Consider the following 21,126-nt stretch of genomic DNA (forward strand, 5'->3'; position numbering starts at 1 on the left):
GCCCGGAGTGCGGGCCCATGCCCGTATCGGCTGTATGCCGTATGAGCCGCTGAACACGACACGACGGTCATTTGCCGCTACCCGCCCGAAAGGCGCGTTGTTGGCAGCATGGCCCTCGTGACCCAATTTGCCCAGGGTGACCATGCGTTCCCGATGCCCCCACGGTCGGCCGCCCGCGGCCCCTCCGCGGCGGGCACGGCCTTTTTCGGTGGAGCCCTCGCCGCCGGCCTGGGGCTGGGCGCCTTCGCCACGATGGTGCTGGCCCTGTGGATCGTCTCCCCGTACCCGGACAGCGGACCGAACGGGGCGCTGCATATCGCCACCGACATCTGGCTGCTGGCACACGGTGCCGAGCTGGTGCGCAGCGAGACCCCTTCCGGGGTGCCCGCGCCGATGGGGCTGACACCCCTGCTCTTCACGGTGCTGCCGTGCCTGCTGCTCTATCGCGCGGCCCGTCAGACGCCACTGATCACCCGGGCGACGGAGGAGGCCCCGGAGGCCGGGGAGACCGGAGAGACCGGAGAGACCGCGGAGGACGGCAGGACTCCGCACCAGGCCAAGGGCGAAGCCGGGTTCGCGGCCGGGGACTCGGCCGATGGGGCGGCTGGGGACGCGGCCGCGGAAGCGGCCCGGGCCGCAGCGGAGGAGGAGGCTCAGCTGGTCGCCCTCGGCCTGGAGGTCCTGGCCCTGACCGAGGACCCGCCCGTACCGCCGCTGCCGCCGCGCACCGCGTTCACTGCCCTGCTGGGCGGCTATCTGCTGGTGGGCATGGCGGCCGTGCTCTACGCCTCCTCCGGGCCGGTGTCCGTGGAGCCGCTGAGCGCACTGCTGTATCTGCCGCTGTCGGCCGCCGCGGCCTGTGGGGCCGGGGTGTGGGTGGCCGCCGGCTGCCCGGGCCGCCCGGTGCCGTCCGCCCTGCGCTGGATTCCCGCCCGGATGCGCGCCTGGTTCACCCGCCGCCGGCTGGTGGCAGTGGCCTGGGCCGGAGCCGCCGGCACGGCGGTGCTGCTGGCCGGCGGCGCCCTGCTGCTGACCATCTCGCTGGGCGTGCACGCGGGAGCCGCGCAGGAGACCGTCACCCAGCTGGCCGCCGGCTGGTCGGGGCGAGCGGCGGTGATCCTGCTGAGCGTGGCCCTGCTGCCCAACGCGGTGATCTGGGCCGCCGCCTACGCTCTGGGGCCCGGCTTCACGGTGGGGGCGGGCAGCGCGGTGGCGCCGCTGGCCCTGCCCTGGCTGGGCACGGCCGACCGGCCGGTGCTGCCCCGCTTCCCACTGCTGACGGCGCTGCCGGCCGAGGGCGCGGCGGGCCCGCTGATGCTGGCGGGCGGTGCGGCGCTGGCGGTCGGGGTGGGCGCGGCCATCGCCTGCGCCGCGGTGCCGCGGCGCCCGGCGGAGGCGGGATGGCGCGAGGTTGCCGCGATTGCCTTCCTCGCCGCCCTCTTCTGCGCCGCGCTGGCCACGCTGCTCGCCTACGCCTCGGGCGGCCCGCTGGGCCGGGGCACCCTGGCGGGCTTCGGCCCGCACTGGCAGTACATGGGCGCGGCGGTCCTGGCCTGGTCCCTCATGGGGGTGCCGGGCGCGCTGATCGTACGGTGGCGCCGCCGGGCCGTTCCGCGCGTGCAGGAGCCCGAGCCTGCGCAGGAGCATGAGCGCTCGGCACCGGAACCGGCGCCCGAGTCCGAGCTCGAGCCGGAGCCGCAGGTGGAGCTGGAGCCCGAGCGCAAGAAGAGGGGACGGGGCGGCTGGTGGCGCCGTGCCGGGATCCTCCTCGGTCTGGACCTGGCCGCCGAGATGCCCAAGCGGGCCGTACGCGCCTCCTGGTGGCACCAGCTGGCCGGCTGGCTGGGCTTCGCCACCGGCGCCACCAAGGCTTTTGGGGCCGACGAGGCCGCCGGGGCTGCTGAGACCGCCGAGTTCCACGAGTCCGCCAAGTCCGCTGAGGGTGCCGAGGTCGCCGAGGGCGGCGAGGCTGCTGCGGATGGCGGGCGCGCCGCGGACTCCGAGGCCGCCGTAGCGGACATCGGGACTGCCGAGGGGGTCACCACCGCCGGGGACACCTGGGCCGCTGGTGGCGCCAAGGCGGTCCAAGGCTCTGGTACGGCCAACGCCACTGAGATCATTGGGGACTTCGGGGTCGCGGAGGATACGGGCGCCCTCCAGGGAGCCGGGGACGACGCGAGTGCTGGGGCCATCCAGGGCATCGAAACCGTTGCGGGCTACGGGATGACCGAGGGGACGGGGGTGAATGCCGGGGCCGACGAGCGCATCGAAACCGCTGAGGGACCCAGGCTCCCCGAGGGTTCCGGTACGTCCGAGGATTTGAGAGCCGCCAACGAGGCCAGAGCCACTGGGCAGTCCGGGGCCGCCGACCGCAGCACGCCTGCGGATGCTTTTGGGACCGCTGGGGGCTACGAGCCCGGCGAGGGTGCCGGGGCTGCCGAGGGTGTCACGACCGCCGACGGCGTCGGAACCGTCAACGATGCCGCAGCCGCGCAGGACTTCGGGATCGCCGGGGATGCCGGGATCGCCGGGAGCGGCGGGGCCACTGGGGACTTTGGGGCTGCGCAGAGCCTTGGAGTCGCCGAGGCTGCGAGCACTGCTGAGGGACCCGGGACAGCCGAGGGCATGGGGGTCACGGAGCGCACGGAGATCACCGAGGGCGTCAGGGCTGCGGACGGTATGGGACCGGCCGAAGACCTCAGGGCTGCCTGGGAATATGGAACCGCCGCCAGGGGAGAGTGGGCCACCCGGGACTTGAGGGCTGCCGAGGGTGCCGAGGGCGGAGGGACCGCCGGTGACTTTGAGGCTTCTGACGGTGACAGGGCCGCTCGGGACTTCGGTTTGGACGAGGGTATCGGTGCTGTCGAGGGCGTCACGATCGCCGACGGCGCGGCAGCCGTCAAGGATGCCGGGACCGTCCAGGACTTCGGGACCGCCAGGAGCGGCCGGGCCGCCGAGGATTTCCGAGCCACCCAGTCCGCTGCGGTCGGCGAGGGCGTCGCCAGTGGCCCGGACTTCGGGTCCGTCGGGGACGTCGTGGGCGCCGAAGTCCCCGTGTCAGACGGGGGAGTTGGGATCGTCGAGGATTGTGGGCGCGCCGGGAGCCCGGAGGGTGTCAGGGCTGTGGATGATGTCGGGATCACCGGGGGCGGCGATTTCACCGAGGGCGCCGGGGGTGCCGGGGGCGTCGAGGCCACTGGGGAATTCGGGGCCCCCAACGCGGCCCGTACTGCGGCGAGTTCGGCGTCCGCCGAGGGCGTCAACGCCACCGGGGGCTTTGCCGCCGACCCGGTCTTCCGGATCACGGAGAGCGCCGGGACGGGCAGGGATGCCGGAACCGGCAGGGATGCGGGGATCGCCGGGGGCCCCGGGGCCAGTGAAGGCATCAGGACCGAAGACACCCTGGCCGTCGGTGGCTTCGGCGCCCCGGAGGGTGTGAGAAGGGCCGGGGGTGCTGGGGCCGGCGGTGGCATGGGGGCTGGTGAAGAGGTTTTGGTCGCGGGGGACTTCGGGATTCCGGAGGGTGTGAGAACGGCTGGGAACGCCGATGCGGCTGCGGATCTCGGTGCCATCCGGGGTCTCGGAGCCGCCGGAGCCGCCGGAGGCCCTCGGGACATGGAAGAGATCAGGTCACCCGGGGATGTGCGGAATGGCGGGGACATGAGGGACCCCGGAGGCATGAGCGCTCCCGGTGACGTCAGGACCACCGTGGGTGGCAGAGCCGCCCGGGCCGACGGGATCGCTCACCCGCCCTTCGTCGGTGCGGAGCGGGACGAGGCGCCGCAGCCGCTCTTCGGGGGCGCGTCCTCGGACGAGCCGGATCCCGAACCGGTACTGGGGCGAGAGCCGGAGCCGGGGCGGGAAGCGGAGCCGCGGCGGCATCGCGAGCCGCAGGATCCGGAGCCCGGGACCCCGCAAGCAGAGCCCGTCCACCCCCAGGAGCTGCTTGAACCGGAGACCTTGCCCGTGCAGCCGGTGGGCGGCGTGGTGCTGGGGGCCGACGCGCAGGCCGCGCCGCCGCGGCGGCGCAGGCGGCGCTGGTGGCAGCAGCCCAGGGCGGCGGGCAAGGCGCGGCACGCGGCCCGTAAGGCGTCCGGGAGGGCGGGGCGCCGGGCCCGGCACGCGGCCGCCGCCCCGGGCACCGCGGAGCAGGCCGAGCACCAGCACCCCGAGTGGCATGACTCCGGCGCCCGCCAGACCCGCTGGGCAGCCCTCAAGGACTCGGCCGGCGGGCTGATGGCCGACTTCGAGCCGAGTGAGCCGGACAATCCCCCCGAAGAAGGGTGAGGGGGCTCAGTCCTCGGCGTTCAGCAGCGGGCGCAGCTGCTTGGGCAGATGTGTCTGGCAGGACTGCCGGGAAGCCTGGGTCAGGGCGTCGTCCACACAGGTGTAGTAGTCGCGGTAGACCAGCTGGAAGCCATAGGTGGACAGCACGATGGCCAGCGCCAGGCCGCCCATCACCAGTCCGCTGACCGCCGCCGTCACCTGCGGCCGGACCCCGCCCGGCTGCGGGGCCGGGGCGCCCTTCTCCCGGGGCCTGCCCTTGGCGCGCAGCGAGCTGATGGCCCAGTACACGGAGAGCGCACCCAGCAGCAGTGCCACCTCCTCCAGGCTGAACAGGGCGAAGAAGAAGCCCCACAGTCCGGAGAGCAGAGCATAGCGCGCCCGCCGCTGGGCCGGGTCGCTGGGGTCCCAGCGCGGGCCGCCGGGGCCGCCCGAGGGGTTCTGCTCGCCGCCCGGCGGGCCGCCGAAGCCGCCGCCCTGCCGGCCCGGCTGGCGGCTGCTCCACTGGCTGCCCCAGGCCGGCGGCTGGTCCGGCCGGCCGCCCTCCTCAGGCCCGGGTCCAGAACCGGAACCGGAACCGGAGCCAGAACCGGAACCGGAGCCGGAACCAGAACCGGAACCCGCCCCCGGACCGCCCTCCGGCCGGCGCGGCTGCCACGGCCGGTCGGCCTGGCCCTGCGGCGGCGGCGCGAAGGGGTTGTCTTCTTCGCGCAGGGCTTCCTCGCGCAGGGCGCCGCCCTGGTACGGCGAGCGGGCGTCGGTCACGCGTCGGTCCGGCATGTGGAGTGCGTCTTCCCCTGATCGTCTGTGTCGCGTAGTCGCGGGTGCGGGTACGGATCATGCGTCGCGGGTCCGCGAGCCGCGTACCGCGTACTGCACCTCGAGCGTACGGCGACGCGCCCGGTTCGCCGGAGCCGTGCACGGAGCCGTGCGCACGGCTGTGATGCGCTGTGATGCATTGCCGCAGACGCTACCTGCCGCGGACGCCCCCGTCCCGCAGAGCCCCTGGCGGGTGCCGGTATCGTTGCCAGCGGTCGGCGGCTTCGTAAGGTCCCCCGTATCCGGGGGGCCTTCAGCCTTGTACGACCATACAAAACCGCAGCCGCACCGCCCGCGAGAAAGGGCCCCACCGTGGCCTCGCCGCCCCCCGCCCCCGCCCGACTGGTCGTGCTGGTCTCCGGCTCGGGTACGAACCTGCAGGCCCTGCTGGACGCCATGGCCGCCGATCCGGAGGGCTTCGGCGCCCGGGTGGTCGCGGTGGGCGCCGACCGCGCGGGCATCGCCGGCCTGGAGCGCGCCGAACGCGCCGGACTGCCCACCTTTGTCTGCCGGGTCCAGGACCACCCCACCCGCGAGGCCTGGGACGCGGCACTCGCCGAGGCGACCGCGGCATACGAGCCCGACCTGGTGGTCTCGGCCGGCTTTATGAAGATCGTGGGCAAGGAGTTCCTGGCCCGCTTCGGCGGACGCGTCATCAATACGCACCCCGCCCTGCTCCCCAGCTTCCCCGGCGCCCACGCGGTGCGCGACGCGCTCGCCTATGGCGTGAAGGTGACCGGGTGCACCGTCCACTTCGTGGACGACGGCGTCGATACCGGCCCGATCGCCGCCCAGGGCGTGGTCGAGATCCGGGACGAGGACGACGAAGCCGCTCTGCATGAGCGGATCAAGGAAGTCGAGCGACGGCTGCTCGTCGAGGTCGTGGGGCGTCTGGCCCGTCACGGCTACCGCATAGAGGGACGAAAGGTAACGATCCTGTGACCGCCGAAGCCATGAAGCGGCCCATCCGCCGGGCGTTGATCAGCGTCTATGACAAGACGGGCCTGGAGGAGCTGGCCCGTGGCCTGCACCAGGCGGGCGTGGAGCTCGTCTCGACCGGTTCGACGGCCGGGCGGATCGCGGCCGCCGGCGTCCCGGTCACCAAGGTCGAGGAGCTGACCGGCTTCCCCGAGTGCCTGGACGGCCGGGTGAAGACCCTGCACCCGAAGGTGCACGCCGGGATCCTGGCCGACCAGCGGCTGGACGCCCACCGGGCCCAGCTGGACGAACTGGGCGTGGCGCCCTTTGAGTTGGTGGTCGTCAATCTCTACCCGTTCCGGGAGACGGTGGCCTCGGGGGCCGCGCCCGACGAGTGTGTGGAGCAGATCGACATCGGCGGTCCGTCCATGGTCCGTGCCGCCGCCAAGAACCACCCCTCGGTGGCCGTGGTGGTCAACCCGGCCCGGTATACGGAGGTGTTGAAGGCGGTCGCCGACGGCGGCTTCGACCTGGCCCGCCGCAAGCGGCTGGCCGCCGAGGCGTTCCGGCACACCGCGGAGTACGACATCGCGGTGGCCAACTGGTTCGCAGCCTCCTACGCGGCCGATGAGAGCCCCTGGCCGGAGTTCATGGGCGTCGGCTACACCCGCAAGCAGGTGCTGCGGTACGGCGAGAACCCGCACCAGCCCGCCGCCCTCTACACCGACGGCACTGGCCAAGGGCTGGCCCATGCCGAGCAGTTGCACGGCAAGGAGATGTCGTACAACAACTTTGTGGACACCGAGGCGGCCCGCCGGGCGGCCTACGACCACCAGCAGCCCTGTGTCGCCATCATCAAGCACGCCAACCCCTGTGGAATCGCGGTCGGTTCGGATGTGGCCGAGGCCCACCGCAAGGCGCACGCCTGTGACTCGCTGTCCGCCTTCGGCGGTGTGATCGCGGTCAACCGGCCGGTGTCGGTGGCGATGGCCGAGCAGGTCGCCGAGATCTTCACCGAGGTCATCGTGGCCCCCGGCTACGAGGACGGCGCGGTGGAGGTGCTGGCCCGCAAGAAGAACATCCGGGTGCTGCGCTGCCCCGAGGCGCCCGCCGCGCACGGCGAGGCCCGCGCCATCGAGGGCGGGGCGCTCATCCAGGCCAAGGACCGTCTCCAGGCCGAGGGCGACGACCCGGCCAACTGGACGCTGGCCACCGGCGAACCGCTGGCCGCCGGGGAACTGGCCGAGCTGGCCTTCGCCTGGCGCGCCTGCCGCGCGGTGAAGTCCAACGCCATCCTGCTGGCCAAGGACGGTGCCACGGTCGGCGTCGGCATGGGCCAGGTCAACCGGGTGGACTCGGCGAAGCTGGCCGTCCAGCGCGCGGGCGAGGAGCGGGCGCGCGGCTCCTACGCCGCCTCCGACGCCTTCTTCCCCTTCCCGGACGGACTGGAGGTGCTGACCGCCGCGGGCGTCAAGGCCGTGGTGCAGCCGGGCGGTTCGGTGCGTGACGCGGAGGTGGTGGAGGCCGCCAAGGCGGCGGGCGTGACCATGTACCTTACCGGCACCCGGCACTTCTTCCACTGAGCTCCGCCGAGAGCCACTGCGAGCCACCGGGATTCCGCAAGATGACGAACGCCGCGGGCCGCGCCCCCGTCACCGAGGGCGCGGCCCGCGGCCGCCGCTCACTGCACGCGTATGGACAGCGTCCCGCACATCTTGTCGGCGAAGGTCTGGTTCTTGGCGTCCCACAGCGGCCAGAGGTAGCCGAGGTAGAGGAACCCATCGACGGCGTGGGCGAGGTAGCGCACAAAGGTCGGGCCGAAGCCGAGCGGCTGTCCGTCCCGTTCCCGGACCACGGCTATGCCCAGCGCCTTCTTGCCCAGCGTCTGCCCGGTCCGGCCCTGGCGGTAGCACATCCACAGGCCGAGGCCGAGCCAGGCCAGGAAGGCCACCAGCATCAGCCCGAAGCCCAGGACCTCCTGCCCCCGGTGCGGCCGGCAGAACCCCTGCTCGTACCCGTAGGAGTCGATGGGGCAGTCCTGCTGGCTCTTTCCGATCATCACCGCGCCGACGATGACGACGATCATCGGTATGACACTGCAGATCAGCGAGTCCAGCAGCACCGCCCCCACCCGGGACCACCAGCCGGCCAGCACCGGCTGCTGGTAGCCGTACGGGCTCTGCGGGTAGCCGGGATAGCCCGGGTACCCGGGGTACCCGCCGGGCGCGGGGTAGCCGTAGGCCGCCGGGGGCTGCTGCGGGGGCCCCGGATAGGGCTGCTGCGGCGGATAGGGCGGATACGAACCGGGCGGGTTCGGGTGGGTCACCTGGGTTCCTTCGACGATGGTCAGCAGGGTCAATGGGGACGTGCCGGGCCGCCCGGGGCTCCGCCCGCTACCGCGGGCCAAGGGCCGGCCATCGGGCCCGGCCCGCCACGACGGCGGCCCCGGCGCAGATCATCGTGGCACACCACCATTTCCGTTACGACTTCCGTTACGACCTTGATTGGTAGCAGCGGCCCCCGATCCTGGAGGATGACCCCATGACCGCCCAGATTCTCGATGGCAAGGCCACCGCGGCCGCGATCAAGTCCGAACTCACCCAGCGCGTCCAGGCGCTGAAGGCCAAGGGCATCACGCCCGGACTCGGCACCCTGCTGGTGGGCGACGACCCCGGCAGCACCTGGTACGTCAACGGCAAGCACCGGGACTGCGCCGAGGTCGGCATCAACTCGATCCGCCGCGAACTGCCCGCGACCGCCACCCAGGAGGAGATCGAGGCGGTCGTCCGGGAGCTCAATGACAACCCCGAGTGCACCGGCTATATCGTCCAACTCCCGCTGCCCAAGGGCATCGACACCAACCGGGTGCTGGAGCTGATGGACCCGGCCAAGGACGCCGACGGCCTGCACCCCATGAGCCTGGGCCGCCTGGTGCTCAATGAGACCGGCCCGCTGCCCTGCACCCCGGCCGGGATCATCGAACTGCTGCGCCGCCATGGTGTGGAGATCAACGGCGCCCATGTGGTGGTGGTCGGCCGGGGCATCACCGTGGGCCGCTCCATCGGGCTGCTGCTCACCCGCCGTTCGGAGAACGCCACGGTCACCCTCTGCCACACCGGCACCCGTGACCTCTCCGCCCATCTGCGCCAGGCCGACATCATCGTGGCCGCCGCCGGGGTGGGCCACCTGATCAAGCCCGAGGACGTCAAGCCCGGCGCGGCCGTGCTGGACGTCGGCGTCAGCCGGGACGGCGAGGGCAAGATCATGGGCGATGTGGACCCCGAGGTTGCCGCGGTGGCCGGCTGGCTGTCCCCCAACCCCGGTGGCGTCGGCCCCATGACCCGCGCCCAGCTGCTGGCCAATGTGGTCGAGGCCGCCGAGCGCGCCGCGGGAATGAGCGATGCCGGCTGAGCAGGGGAAGCGGCCGCTCCGCAAGTCACGTCGCTTCCCCCAGTTCACCCGGGACACCGCCCGTCCCGAGGGCGGCGGCCGGGCCGCCCCCGGCGGCGCTCCCGCCCCCGCCCGCCAATGGCCCCTCCTCTCGGTCCTGGGCCTGACCGGCCTGGGGCTGCTCCTGGTCGCCCTGGACGGTTTCAGGGTGGGCACCCTGCTGATCGGGGTGGCCATGATCGGCGGAGCGGTGCTGCGCTGGATGCTGCCCTCCGTCGGCATGCTGGCCGTACGCTCCCGCTTCACCGACATGGTCATCTACGGCGGCCTGGGGCTGGCCATCGTGCTGCTGGCCCTGATGGCCCAGCCGCACGCCTGGCTGAAGATCCCCTTCCTGGACGACGTGCTCCACTTCACCGTCTAGCCCTGCTCGGTGCCGGGTTTCCTTTGTCCTTGCGGCCCGTCCGGCAAAGGAAACCCGACATCGAACGGGCCCGGGCCCGGCCTGCTCCTGGCCTGAATTGGGCTGTGTGGTCCGCCGGTTGGAGAATGCTCGTCCGGGCCTCGTCATGATGTGCGGCAGGAGGCCACTGGGCTGTGGGGACATCGCATGCGTATGGGGTGGAACATGCGCCGTTGGAAGGGACTGCCCGCTTCACCGGACGAGCGGGTACGGCAACCGGCCGTGCGGCGGCGAGGGTTGCGCGGCACTGTCGGGCGGGGCACCTGGGCGGGCCGCCTGGAAGGTGCCGCGCCGGGGAGCACCGAGCGCCCCGTACCAGGGGAGTGCACCCTACTGGCCGGTGAGTTACGGGAGTTGCGGGAACGCTCCGGGCTGAGCCTGGCCGCGCTGGCCGGACGCACCCCCTACAGCAAGTCCTGCTGGGAGCGCTATCTCAACGGCAAGAAGCTGCCGCCCCGGCAGGCGGTGGACGCGCTGTGCGCGGTGACCGGCGAACCCCCCGGTCGGCTGCTGGCGATCCGGGAACTGGCCGAGCAGGCATGGAGCGTACGGGCCGCCCCGCCGCCGCCCGCCCCGGAACCGGATGGGCGCCACCGGGTCCGCCGGGCCTTTGTGCTCACCGGCACCGCGGTCGCCGCCGCGGCCCTGATCGTCACCCTGCTGCTCACCGCCGGGCGGCACGCCTCCAGCCCGGTGGAGACCGGCAGCCTGGCCGCGGGCTCCTACCCCCAGTCCTATGCGCCCGGCTGCCATGGCCAGGAGTGCGAGGGCGCGGACCCGGCGCGGATGGGCTGTGGTGCGCAGGGGCTGGTGGACACCCTGCTCAGCCACCAGGCGACCGGCGGCCGCCGGATCGAGATCCGCTATGCCGCCCGGTGCGGGGCGGTATGGGTGCGGGCCATCAGGCTTCGCCTGGGCGACCGGGTACAGCTGAGCCTGCCCGGCGCCCTCACCAAGGAGATCAGGGCGGCCGGCCGGCGGGACGCCGAGATCTACCGCTCCACCGCCATGACGGCGACCGACCGGCCCCGCGAGGTCCGGGTCTGTCTGCGGCCCGCCGAGGGCGCTCCGGAATGCTTCGCTCCGGAATAAGCCCGCCCCGTGTTCGGCGGCCGGTCCTCCACCCCCGTGGGAGAACCGGCCGTCGAACACGGTTTTCAGGATCATGAGCCGTCAATTCCGGATCAAGGTTCAGCCGCTCTCTGTGGCACATGGGTGACCATCCCGCGGCAATCCGCTCGATTGGTCTCAGGACCGTCGCCGTCTCGTACCAAAGTTCGTACCAAGGGGCTCATGGCCAGGGGCTCATGGCCGGAGGCTCGTACGGGGCGGGGGAGTGCACTCATCAAGGTGATCAATCCCAAACACCACCGTGCGCCGCCCGGTTGGGAACTGCCATGCTGAGTTGTGGCATCCCCTGGGTAGCAGGCTTCGAGACTTCGCGGGGGCGCTGCGGGCGGCACCGGGGAACAGCAGGTGGTACGCACCGGGACAAGGGGAGGGCAATGCCTCGTTGGAGGGCGCTACCGGACGATCTCGACCCTCAAGTGCGCGAATTCACCGAGCAGTTGCGCAGACTGGTGGAGCGCAGCGGCCTGGGCATCAGTGCGGTGGCGGACCGCACCGGGTACAGCAAGACCTCCTGGGAGCGCTATCTGGGGGGCAGACTGCTGCCGCCGCGCGGTGCGGTGGAGGCGCTGGCCGAGGTGACCGACACCAACGCCGCCCATCTGGGCACCCTCTGGGAGCTGGCCGAACGGGCCTGGAGCCGGGCCGAGCTACGGCATGACGTGACCATGGAGGCGGGCCGGGTCGCCGAGGCCAAGGCCGCGCTGGCCGCCGACGCCCCGGCGGAGGAACCGGCTCCGGTGCCCCAACCACGCCCTGAGCAGCGCAAGTTGGGGGCTCCGGCGGGTGCTGGGGTGGATGTGCGGGATGGTGGTGGGGTGGATGTGCGGGACAAGGCCATCCCGCTCAACGCCGAGCGCCGCCCGGCCGGGGCGCGCCGCCGTCCCGCCCTGCTGGCCGTGATCGGGGTGGTCGGCGCCGTACTGGTGGTGGTCGCCGCGGTGCTGCTGATCGGTGGCGGGAACGACGACCCCAAGCCCTCCGCCCCGCCCGCCGCGGCGCCCGGCACCACCCAGCCCGCCTCCGGACTGCCCGTCCGGGCCCGGTGCGACGGCGCCGCCTGCAATGGCAAGGACCCCGAGTCCATGGGCTGTGGCGGGCAGTATGCCGACACGGCCGGTTCGGCCACGGTGGGCACCTCCTATCTGGAGATCCGCTACAGCAAGTCCTGCGGTGCCGCCTGGGCCCGGATCACCCAGGGTGCTCCTGGCGACACCCTCAAGGTCACCGCCGCCTCCGTCACCGGGCACGGCCGGATACAGCGCGGCACCGACGGGCACACCACCATGGTCGCGGTGTCCGGGCCCGGCGAGGCCAGGGCCTGCGCGGTGCTCAGGTCCGGCCGTACCGGCTGCACCACCCCGCACACCGGTTCCACCGCACCACTGGCCTCCCCCCTGTCCTCCCCGCTGACCGGCGGCTGAGCGGGCCCGTGCGGGCGGGTGTTCCGGCGTCGTGAGGCGTCCCACACCGGGTCGGCGGTATGAGCTGTGCCCCGTCGGATAGCCTGACGCCGGATCTCACGCACACGGGATCCGCACCCATGGGCAGGGACACCCACCCCAGTTCGCAGCAGGAGATCGCCATGACCCGCACTCCCGTCAATGTCACCGTTACCGGCGCGGCCGGTCAGATCGGCTACGCGCTGCTCTTCCGCATCGCCTCCGGTCACCTCCTCGGCGCCGACGTGCCGGTCAAGCTGCGACTGCTGGAGATCCCCCAGGGTCTGAAGGCCGCCGAGGGCACGGCCATGGAGCTGGACGACTGCGCCTTCCCGCTGCTGCGCGGCATCGAGATCACCGATGACCCCAATGTGGCCTTCGACGGTGCCAATGTCGCCCTGCTGGTCGGCGCCCGCCCCCGCACCAAGGGCATGGAGCGCGGTGACCTGCTGGAGGCCAATGGCGGCATCTTCAAGCCGCAGGGCAAGGCCATCAACGACCATGCCGCGGACGACATCAAGGTCCTGGTGGTCGGCAACCCGGCCAACACCAACGCCCTGATCGCCCAGGCCGCGGCCCCGGACGTGCCGGCCGAGCGCTTCACCGCGATGACCCGCCTGGACCACAACCGCGCCATCTCCCAGCTGGCCAAGAAGACCGGTGTGGCCGTCTCCGAGATCCGCAAGCTGACGATCTGGGGCAACCACTCCGCCACCCAGTACCCGGACATCTTCCACGCCGAGGTGGCCGGCAAGAACGCGGCCGAGGTCGTCAACGACGAGCAGTGGCTGGCCGACACCTTCATTCCCACCGTCGCCAAGCGTGGTGCCGCCATCATCGAGGCCCGTGGCGCCTCCTCGGCCGCCTCCGCCGCGAACGCCGCCATCGACCACGTCCACACCTGGGTCAATGGCACCGCCGAGGGCGACTGGACCTCCATGGGCATCCCGTCGGACGGCTCCTACGGCGTCCCGGAGGGCCTGATCTCCTCGTTCCCGGTCGTCTGCAAGAACGGCACGTATGAGATCGTCCAGGGCCTGGAGATCAACGACTTCTCCCGTGCGCGGATCGACGCCTCCGTCAAGGAGCTGGAGGAGGAGCGGGCCGCGGTCCGTGAGCTCGGCCTGATCTGAGTCCCCTGAACTCCCAGGGCGGCCCCCGCGTGGGGCCGCCCTTTCCTTATGCCTGGCGTTATGCCCGGCTCCCGATCATCGGGCAGGCAGGCGTGCGGAGTTGGCGCCGGGGCTACCCGTAACTTGTAGCGGCCCGGGGCGACTTTGCCCGGCATCGCACCGGACAAGGCGCGAACCCGAAGGAACGGGACCCGGGCGCGTACTGAATCAAACGATGCCCTCGGCCGGGTTGGGGATCGTCAGCAAAGGTGCACCGTTCAGCGTGGTGCTCACCACCCCATCGGACAGCACCGTGACCGCCCCGCCGAGGAGGCTGGTATCGATATCCGCCTCGGCCGGCGCGGCCAGCGCCGCACTGCCCAGGCACAGCAGCAGCGTTGCGGCGGCCGTGGTCAGGAAACGGCGAGCGGGGGTCATTCGGACTCCTCGGAAATCGGCGGGGCGGGACGGCGAGAGGCATACCTGCCGCGGTGCCGCCGCATGCGCCGTACGCGCCCGTGCGCCACTGGGAGCGCCCGCGCGCCCGGAGCCGGAAGGTCCACAGCAAGCAGAGGCGCTTTGCTTCAAGTGCACTTGAGGGCTTTAGCGTGTGCGGCATGACGGTGATCGACGGCAACCCCGTGCAGGCCCCGCCCGTGGACGCCTGTGTGGCCGCCGGGGCGGACTATCCGCGCCCGGACGGGCAGGACAGCTACACCATCGGTGAGGTCGCGGAGTTCACCGGGCTGAGCGCGCCCACTCTGCGCTGGTACGAGCAGATCGGGCTCATGCCGCAGGTGGAGCGGTCACACAACGGCCAGCGCCGCTTTGGCAACCGGGACCTGGACTGGCTCAACTTTGTACGCCGGCTGCGGCTGACCGGGATGCCGGTCGCCGATATGGTCCGTTTCGCGGAGCTTGTCCGTCAGGGTGAGGTCACCTATGACGAACGGCGGGAAATCCTGGAGCGGACCCGCACCGAAGTCCTCACTCGTGTATTGGAGTTGCAGGACACGCTCGCCGTGCTGGAATCCAAAATCAACTTTTACGCGGCCGCCCACCGGGCGCCGGAAGGGGCCTGAGGCCATCATGAGCAATGTCATTGAGCCGGTCGAGCGGATGGCGAAGGTTGAACTGGGCGGTGGCGGGCCACTGGTGGGTGTTCAGGGCTTCGGTGCCATGGGCATCAGTGCCGCGTACGGAGCCACGGACGAGACGGCCGCCCGGGACACCCTGGAGGCCGCTGTGGAGGCGGGGGTCACCCTTATTGACACCGCCGATATGTATGGGGACGGGGCCAATGAGGAGTTTCTGGCGCCGTTTGTCGCCGCGCACCGGGAAGAGATCACCCTGGCGACGAAGTTCGGCTTCGACTACCGCACCCAGGGGCCGGGTTACCGGGCCATTCGCAATGAGCCCGCGTATATCAGGGCGGCGGTTGAGGCGAGTCTGCGCCGTTTGAAGGTTGAGGTCATCGACCTCTACTACATGCACCGCCGTGACCCGGCCGTGCCGCTCGCGGAGTCGGTGGGTGCCATGGCCGAACTGGTGCGGGAGGGCAAGGTCAAGTACCTCGGCCTGAGCGAGGTCACCGGTGCCGAGCTGCGTGAGGCGTATGCGGTGCACCCGATTGCCGCCGTGCAGTCGGAGTGGTCGGTCTTCAGCCGGGACGTCGAGCGCAGCGCGGTGGGCGCGGCCGCCGAACTCGGGGTCGCCTTCGTGCCCTACTCACCGCTCGGCCGGGGCTTTCTGACCGGTGCCTTCACCGATGCGAGCACCGACCTTGCCGCCGATGACTTCCGGCGGGTGTTCCCGCGCTTCAGCGGGGACAACGCCCGGGCGAACGCCGCCCTGCTGGCGCCCCTGCGCGAGATCGCGGCCGCCCGGGGCGCCACCATGGCGCAGATCGCCCTCGCCTGGCTGCAGCACCGTGCCCAGGTCCACGGCCTGACCGTGGTGCCGATTCCAGGAACCCGCAAGCGCGCCCGTCTGCTGGAGAACACCGCCGCCACCCGGATCGCGCTCACCGCCCAGGAGCTGGCGCTCCTGGAGCCGATCGCCGGGCGGGTGGCGGGAGAGCGTTACTCGGATATGTCCCTCACCTCCGTGGGCCGGGAGGCGTAGTCAGGCAGCCATCCGTACCGCCCGCCCGCTGACCCGTATCCGGGCGTCGTCCGGGTCGATGCGGACGGTGAGGTCGCTGGGCCGTCCCAGGTCCTCGCCCTGGCGGATGGTGAGGGTGGTCGCCGTCCGGATCAGGCCCAGGGTGCGCAGATATCCGCCGAAGGCGGCCGCGGCCGCGCCGGTGGCCGGGTCTTCCACGACTCCTCCTATGGGGAAGGGGTCCCGGGCGTGGAAGCGGTGCTCGGACTCGCGCCAGACCAGATGCACCGTGGTCCAGCCGGCCGCCCGCATCACGGCGCCCAGTGCGTCGAAGTCGTAGTGCAGATCGGCCAGTCGGGCGCGGGAGGCGGCGGCCAGTACCAGGTGGTCATTGCCGGCGAAGGCGATATGGGGCGGCAGGGCCGGGTCGAGGTCGGCCCGGTCCCAGTGCAGGGCGTCCAGGGCCGTCACCACCTCGTCGGGCGAGGCGGGGCGGGAGTGGGCGGGGACGCTGGTGAGGGTGGCGTGTACGGCGCCGTGGTCGTCGGTGGCCGTATCGACACGGATGTCGCCGGCCCGGGTGCCGAAGAGCAGCTCGCCGGGGCCGATGCGCTCGGCGAGGGCGACGGCGGTGGCGATGGTGGCATGGCCGCAGAAGTCCACTTCGGCGAGCGGGCTGAAGTAGCGGATGGTGAAGCGGCGTTGGGCGGTGTCGGCGGTGGTGAGGAAGGCGGTTTCGGAGTAACCGGTCTCGGCGGCGATGGCAAGCATGCGCTGTTCGTCCAGCGCTTGGGCGTCCAGGACGACACCGGCGGGGTTGCCGCCGGTGGGGGTGGTGGTGAAGGCGGCGTAGTGCAGGACTTCGGGGGTGCGAGCTTCGGGGGTGGGGTTCATGGGGGACAGCTTGCCGGGGCGGCGTTATCGTGACCAACGATGGTTGGTGATGGGGGCGATCGAGGATCTCGATAGGGTGCGGCGGCATGGACACCCGAGTGCTGCATACCTTCACCGCCCTTGCCCGAACCGGCAGTTTCACGGCCACCGCCGCCGAGCTGCATCTCGCGCAGTCCACGGTGACGGTGCAGATACGCGCCCTGGAGAAGGAGTTGGGGGCGCGGCTCTTCGACCGGATGCCCAGGGGCGCACTGCTCACCGAGGCGGGGCGGCGGCTGCTGGCGCACGCGGAGGATGTACTCGCGGCGGAGTCACGGCTGTTGGCGGCGGCGCGGGAGGACGGGCCGGTGGCGGGGCGGGTGGTGGTGGGGGCGGGGGAGACCTTGTGCTCGGCTCATCTGCCCTTTGTCATCGCCGCTTTGCGGAGTACGCACCCGGAGGTGGAGGTGCACCTGGAGCCCTGCGGTACGGCGGAGGCCGTGGAGGGGCTGCGGTCGGGGCGGCTGGACCTGGCGCTGCTGCTGGAGGAGCGGCCGGACTTCGCGGAGGTCCGGGTGCGGCGGGTGGGGGCCGAGCCGCTGGTGCTGTTGTGCGCCCCGGATCACCGGCTGGCCGGTGCGGGGCGGGTGGTGGACTGGGCGGAGCTGGCGCGGGAGAGCTTCTTCCTGCATGAGCAGGGCTGTTCCTATAGCGACCGGCTCGCCCGGGAGCTGCTCGCGGTGCCGGGTGCGCGGCCCCGGCTGACCCGGTTCGGCAGCATCGAGGCGGCTCGCGCTTGTGTGGCGGCGGGGCTGGGGCTGACCGTGCTGCCCCGGGCCAATGTGCGGGATGCGCTGCGGGAAGGGCGGTTGGCGGTGGTGGACGGGCCCGCGCTGGGCGAGGTGTCCGTCCACCTGGCCCACCACCGGCGACGGTTCCTCTCCCGGGCCGCGGGGGCGGTGGCGGGCGAGGTGGGGCGCCGCTTTGCGGAGTAGGTGGGGTGGGGTTGGGGGTGCGGGCCGGGTGTGGCTGGTCGCGCCCGCGCGGCGGAGCCGCATATGCGGCGGCCCCGCGCCCCTGATGGGCGCCCCCCGACCGCACCCCCTCAGCCCTTGGGCTGGGTGAAGCGGAGGCGGTTGCCGAAGGGGTCGCGGAGGCCGCAGTCCATGCCGTAGGGGCGCTCGGTGGGCTCCTCGGTGAACTCCACGCCCTGTTCCAGCAGGGTCTGGTAGGTCTTGCGGCAGTCGTCCGTGTGCAGGATGAGCCAGCCGCCCATGGCACCCTTGGTGACCAACTCGCGGACCTGCTCGGCCGTTTCCTCGGACATCGCCGGGGGGCCCGGCTTCTCCAGCAGGATCTGGCGCTCGGGGTGGCCGGGGACGCAGACGGTCAGCCAGCGCATAAAGCCCAGCTGGACGTCGGCGGCGACCTCCAGGCCGAGCTTGCCGACATAGAAGTCAAGGGCCTCGTCCTGGTCGAGGACGTAAATCTGGGACTGGGTGATGTTGGTGAACATGGTGGCAACGCTAGTGGCCGGGCGGCGCGGAAACTTATCCAAAACTGCTCGGTCAGTCGCTGGGCCGGGTCCAGGCCATGGTGAAGCAGGTGGGGACGGGCAGGCCCGCGGTCTCCTTGCGGTACGCCCTCGGTGACCGGCCGGTGATCGCGCTGAAGGTGCGGCTGAAGGTTCCCGGGCTGCCGAAGCCGACCTCGAAGCAGATGTCGGTGATGCTGTGGTCGGTCTCCCGCAGCAGGAACATCGCCCGCTCCACCCGGCGGCGTTGCAGATAGCGGTGCGGTGTCTCACCGAAGGTGGCCCGGAAGGTACGGGTGAAGTGCGCCTCGGAGACATGGGCGATCCGGGCCAGCGCCGGGATGTCCAGGGGCTGCGCATAGGCCCGGTCCATGGCGTCCCGGGCCCGCAGCATCAGGCGGTTGGTCACTTCGACGGCGCGGCTCACCACGCCATCTCATCATGGCCCCCGGCCCGGTGGGTCAGTGGCCGGTGGCCGCCCAGACGCCGGACGCGGCCGCATCGCGGGCGAAGTCCGCGAAGTCGCGCGGCGCACGGCCCAGTACGCGCCGCACTCCGTCCACAACCTGTGCGTTACGGCCGTCGGTGATCAGGGCGAGCAGGTCGGCGAATTCCGGCGGGAGCTGATTGTCGGCGAGGAAGGCGCGGAAGGACTCCTCGGGAATGGGGAGATAGCGGATGTCGCGGCCGGTGGCCCTGGAGAGTTCGGCGGTCACCTCGTGGAAGCCGAGCAGGCGCGGGCCGGAGAGTTCGTAGGTCTCGCCGATATGGCGGTCGTCGGTGAGTGCGGCCACCGCCACCTCGGCGATGTCCCCGGTGTCCACAAAGGCTTCGACGGCGTCGCCGGTGGGCAGGGCCAGTTCCCCGGCGCGGATGGCGTCCAGGAAGAAGCCCTCGCTGAAGTTCTGGTTGAACCAGCCGGCCCGCAGCACGGTCCAGTCGGCGCCGGAGTCCTGGAGGGCGCGTTCGCTCGCCTGCGCGCCCTCCTCGCCGCGGCCGGAGAGCAGCACCAGGCGCCGGGCACCCGAGGCGACGGCGGTCTCGGCGAAGGCGCCGATGGTTTCCCGGGCGCCCGGAAAGCCCAGGTCGGGCTGGTAGCTGACATAGACGGCGCGAACGCCGTCCAGCGCGGCCGGCCAGGTGGCCGGGGACTGCCAGTCGAAGGCGGGGGTCGCGGAGCGGGAGCCGATGCGGACGGCCAGGCCGCGGGCGGCCAGCTGCCGGGCCACCTTGCGGCCGGTCTTGCCGGTCCCGCCGAGGACGAGGATGGGCTGTTCGGTCATGGTCTCAGCGAATCGCGGAGTGGGTGGGGCGGCCCATGGTCCTCGCGCTCTCGCGCATATGCGGGCGTCTCGGCGGCGCGATTGCCGTAACCACCCCGTGACAGCGAGCGAGTTAAGTGATTCAGGTCACGTTTCGCGAAGAAAAGGGCATACGTTCCGCGCTTCTGGTTAGGCGCCGCCCGTTGTCGAGCGCCCGTTCGTCGATAACGGCAGAGCACACCACCGGAGGACAGAGGAATGACACGCCACGTCGAGACGATCCATATCGACGGTGTCTGGCGCGCCGCCGCGGCCGGTACGCGGCGGGAGGTGCTGGACCCCGCCGATGGCACGACCCTCGCCGTGGTCTCCGAAGGCGGTGCCGAGGACGCCGACGCGGCGATCGCCGCCGCCCGGCGCGCCTTTGACCAGGGGCCCTGGCCGCACACCCCGGTCGCCGAACGGGCCGCCCTGCTGCGGCGGGTGGCCGAGCTGCTCCAGCGCGACCGTGAGGAGATCGCGCTCACCGAGAGCCGGGACACCGGAAAGACCCTGGAAGAAGGGCGGGTTGACGTCGATGACGTCACCAATGCCTTCCGCTACTTCGCCGACCTGGTGGTCAATGAGGGCGGCGGCCGGGTGGTGGACGCCGGCAGTGACCAGGTGCACAGCGTCGTGGTGCATGAGCCGGTCGGCGTATGCGCCCTGATCACCCCATGGAACTATCCGCTGCTCCAGGCCAGTTGGAAGATCGCCCCGGCGCTGGCCGCGGGCAACACCTTTGTGATCAAGCCCAGCGAGATCACCCCGCTGTCCACCGCCCATCTGATCCGGCTGCTGGCCGAGGCCGGGCTCCCGGCCGGGGTGGCCAATATCGTCACCGGCCCCGGTGACCCGGTGGGCGCCCGGTTCGCCGAGCACCCCCAGGTGGATCTGGTCTCCTTCACCGGCGGACTGGCCAGCGGCACCAGGGTGATGCAGGCCGCCGCCCCCTCGGTGAAGAAGGTGGCCCTGGAACTGGGCGGCAAAAACCCCAATGTGGTCTTCGCCGATGCCTGCGCCACCGACGAGGACTTCGACACCGCCGTGGACCAGGCCCTCAACGCCGCGTTCATCCACAGCGGCCAGGTCTGCTCGGCCGGTTCCCGGCTGATCGTCGAGCAGTCGGTGCGTGAGCGCTTTGTCGCCGAACTCGCCCGCCGCGCCCAGAAGATCCGCCTGGGCCGGGGCACCGAGAAGGGCGTGGAGTGCGGCCCCCTGGTCTCCGCCGAGCAGCTGGCCAAGGTGGAGGGATATGTGGCTTCCGCCCTGCGGGAGGGCGCCGTACTGCGCTGCGGCGGCTCCCGGCCGGAACCGGCCGAAGAGCGGCCCGCCACCGGCTACTTCTATGAGCCCACCGTGCTGGACCGCTGCAACCGCGGGATGAAGGTGGTCCGGGAGGAGACCTTCGGCCCCATCCTCACCGTGGAGACCTTCCGCACCGAGGAGGAGGCGGTCGCCCTCGCCAATGACACCGAGTACGGGCTGGCGGGCGCCGTCTGGACCAAGGACGCGGGCCGTGCCCGCCGGGTCGCCGGGCGGCTGCGCCACGGCACCGTATGGATCAACGACTACCACCCCTACCTGCCCCAGGCGGAGTGGGGCGGCTTCGGCAAGTCCGGCATCGGACGCGAGCTGGGCCCCTCCGGTCTTGCCGAGTACCGGGAGGCCAAGCACATCTACCAGAACCTGGCGCCCCGTCCGGTGCGCTGGTTCGCCGGCTAGCGAACGCCCCCGGCCGGCCAACTCACGTCCGATC

19 protein-coding genes are annotated in these 21,126 nt (G+C 71.9%); 12 read left to right on the forward strand and 7 right to left on the reverse strand.

The window, feature by feature from the left end:
- The first annotated feature begins 117 nt into the window (after window positions 1-117).
- Window positions 118-4,287, forward strand: coding sequence for a cell division protein PerM (locus CV755_RS35440; RefSeq protein ID WP_193553484.1), 4,170 nt, complete (start codon window positions 118-120; stop codon window positions 4,285-4,287).
- A 6-nt stretch (window positions 4,288-4,293) separates the two neighbouring features.
- Here CV755_RS35440 and CV755_RS26825 read toward each other — a convergent pair whose 3' ends face one another.
- Complete coding sequence (locus CV755_RS26825) at window positions 4,294-5,064, reverse strand: hypothetical protein (RefSeq protein WP_241561407.1); 771 nt, start codon at window positions 5,062-5,064, stop codon at window positions 4,294-4,296.
- A gap of 351 nt (window positions 5,065-5,415) precedes the next feature.
- On the opposite strand from CV755_RS26825, the gene purN reads away from it, so the two are divergent.
- Both purN and purH read left to right on the forward strand, forming a co-directional pair.
- The gene (purN, locus tag CV755_RS26830; RefSeq protein ID WP_109282833.1) at window positions 5,416-6,045 is read left to right on the forward strand and encodes a phosphoribosylglycinamide formyltransferase; all 630 of its coding nucleotides are present in this window, start codon (window positions 5,416-5,418) and stop codon (window positions 6,043-6,045) included.
- The gene (purH, locus tag CV755_RS26835; RefSeq protein ID WP_241561408.1) at window positions 6,042-7,604 is read left to right on the forward strand and encodes a bifunctional phosphoribosylaminoimidazolecarboxamide formyltransferase/IMP cyclohydrolase; all 1,563 of its coding nucleotides are present in this window, start codon (window positions 6,042-6,044) and stop codon (window positions 7,602-7,604) included. Before purN ends, purH begins: the two co-directional genes overlap by 4 nt.
- Window positions 7,605-7,702: 98 nt before the next feature.
- On the opposite strand, the gene CV755_RS26840 is transcribed toward purH, so the two are convergent.
- A complete protein-coding gene (locus tag CV755_RS26840; protein WP_109283541.1) occupies window positions 7,703-8,347 on the reverse strand; it encodes an RDD family protein in 645 nt (214 codons plus the stop codon).
- 215 nt (window positions 8,348-8,562) lie between these two features.
- Here CV755_RS26840 and CV755_RS26845 point away from each other — a divergent pair, with 215 nt between their 5' ends.
- From CV755_RS26845 to CV755_RS26865, 5 genes are all read left to right on the forward strand, one after another.
- Window positions 8,563-9,432 carry a bifunctional methylenetetrahydrofolate dehydrogenase/methenyltetrahydrofolate cyclohydrolase gene (locus tag CV755_RS26845; protein WP_109282834.1) on the forward strand — a complete coding sequence of 290 codons (870 nt, stop codon included), beginning with the start codon at window positions 8,563-8,565 and terminating at the stop codon, window positions 9,430-9,432.
- On the forward strand, window positions 9,422-9,835 hold the full coding sequence (locus CV755_RS26850; RefSeq protein ID WP_109282835.1) for a DUF3017 domain-containing protein: 414 nt from the start codon (window positions 9,422-9,424) through the stop codon (window positions 9,833-9,835). The genes CV755_RS26845 and CV755_RS26850 overlap by 11 nt, the downstream gene beginning before the upstream one ends.
- A gap of 204 nt (window positions 9,836-10,039) precedes the next feature.
- Window positions 10,040-10,966 carry a helix-turn-helix domain-containing protein gene (locus tag CV755_RS26855; protein WP_109283542.1) on the forward strand — a complete coding sequence of 309 codons (927 nt, stop codon included), beginning with the start codon at window positions 10,040-10,042 and terminating at the stop codon, window positions 10,964-10,966.
- A gap of 413 nt (window positions 10,967-11,379) precedes the next feature.
- Window positions 11,380-12,426, forward strand: coding sequence for a helix-turn-helix domain-containing protein (locus CV755_RS26860; protein WP_109282836.1), 1,047 nt, complete (start codon window positions 11,380-11,382; stop codon window positions 12,424-12,426).
- 161 nt (window positions 12,427-12,587) lie between these two features.
- Window positions 12,588-13,577 carry a malate dehydrogenase gene (locus tag CV755_RS26865; RefSeq protein WP_109283543.1) on the forward strand — a complete coding sequence of 330 codons (990 nt, stop codon included), beginning with the start codon at window positions 12,588-12,590 and terminating at the stop codon, window positions 13,575-13,577.
- 207 nt (window positions 13,578-13,784) lie between these two features.
- Here CV755_RS26865 and CV755_RS26870 read toward each other — a convergent pair whose 3' ends face one another.
- Window positions 13,785-13,994, reverse strand: a complete 210-nt coding sequence (locus CV755_RS26870; RefSeq protein ID WP_109282837.1) for a hypothetical protein — start codon at window positions 13,992-13,994, stop codon at window positions 13,785-13,787.
- 179 nt (window positions 13,995-14,173) lie between these two features.
- On the opposite strand from CV755_RS26870, the gene CV755_RS26875 reads away from it, so the two are divergent.
- Both CV755_RS26875 and CV755_RS26880 read left to right on the forward strand, forming a co-directional pair.
- The gene (locus CV755_RS26875; RefSeq protein ID WP_109282838.1) at window positions 14,174-14,638 is read left to right on the forward strand and encodes a MerR family transcriptional regulator; all 465 of its coding nucleotides are present in this window, start codon (window positions 14,174-14,176) and stop codon (window positions 14,636-14,638) included.
- Window positions 14,639-14,645: 7 nt separating this feature from the next.
- Entirely contained in the window at window positions 14,646-15,680 is a 1,035-nt protein-coding gene (locus tag CV755_RS26880; protein ID WP_109282839.1) for an aldo/keto reductase, read from the forward strand.
- On the opposite strand, the gene CV755_RS26885 is transcribed toward CV755_RS26880, so the two are convergent.
- Window positions 15,681-16,553 carry a PhzF family phenazine biosynthesis isomerase gene (locus tag CV755_RS26885; RefSeq protein ID WP_109282840.1) on the reverse strand — a complete coding sequence of 291 codons (873 nt, stop codon included), beginning with the start codon at window positions 16,551-16,553 and terminating at the stop codon, window positions 15,681-15,683.
- 86 nt (window positions 16,554-16,639) lie between these two features.
- On the opposite strand from CV755_RS26885, the gene CV755_RS26890 reads away from it, so the two are divergent.
- Window positions 16,640-17,527: a LysR family transcriptional regulator gene (locus CV755_RS26890; protein ID WP_109282841.1), complete on the forward strand. Its 888-nt coding sequence runs from the start codon at window positions 16,640-16,642 to the stop codon at window positions 17,525-17,527.
- Between the two features lie 110 nt (window positions 17,528-17,637).
- On the opposite strand, the gene CV755_RS26895 is transcribed toward CV755_RS26890, so the two are convergent.
- From CV755_RS26895 to CV755_RS26905, 3 genes are read right to left on the reverse strand one after another with little or no spacing between them, the layout of a single operon-like run.
- Window positions 17,638-18,048, reverse strand: a complete 411-nt coding sequence (locus CV755_RS26895) for a VOC family protein (protein WP_109282842.1) — start codon at window positions 18,046-18,048, stop codon at window positions 17,638-17,640.
- 52 nt (window positions 18,049-18,100) lie between these two features.
- Window positions 18,101-18,493, reverse strand: coding sequence for a helix-turn-helix domain-containing protein (locus tag CV755_RS26900; protein WP_193553511.1), 393 nt, complete (start codon window positions 18,491-18,493; stop codon window positions 18,101-18,103).
- Window positions 18,494-18,527: 34 nt separating this feature from the next.
- Window positions 18,528-19,349, reverse strand: coding sequence for an NAD(P)H-binding protein (locus CV755_RS26905; RefSeq protein ID WP_109282843.1), 822 nt, complete (start codon window positions 19,347-19,349; stop codon window positions 18,528-18,530).
- 237 nt (window positions 19,350-19,586) lie between these two features.
- On the opposite strand from CV755_RS26905, the gene CV755_RS26910 reads away from it, so the two are divergent.
- Window positions 19,587-21,092: an aldehyde dehydrogenase family protein gene (locus CV755_RS26910; RefSeq protein ID WP_109282844.1), complete on the forward strand. Its 1,506-nt coding sequence runs from the start codon at window positions 19,587-19,589 to the stop codon at window positions 21,090-21,092.
- Window positions 21,093-21,126: the final 34 nt, after the last annotated feature.

The organism is Streptomyces orinoci (assembly GCF_003121295.1).
GTDB lineage: Bacteria > Actinomycetota > Actinomycetes > Streptomycetales > Streptomycetaceae > Streptomyces > Streptomyces orinoci.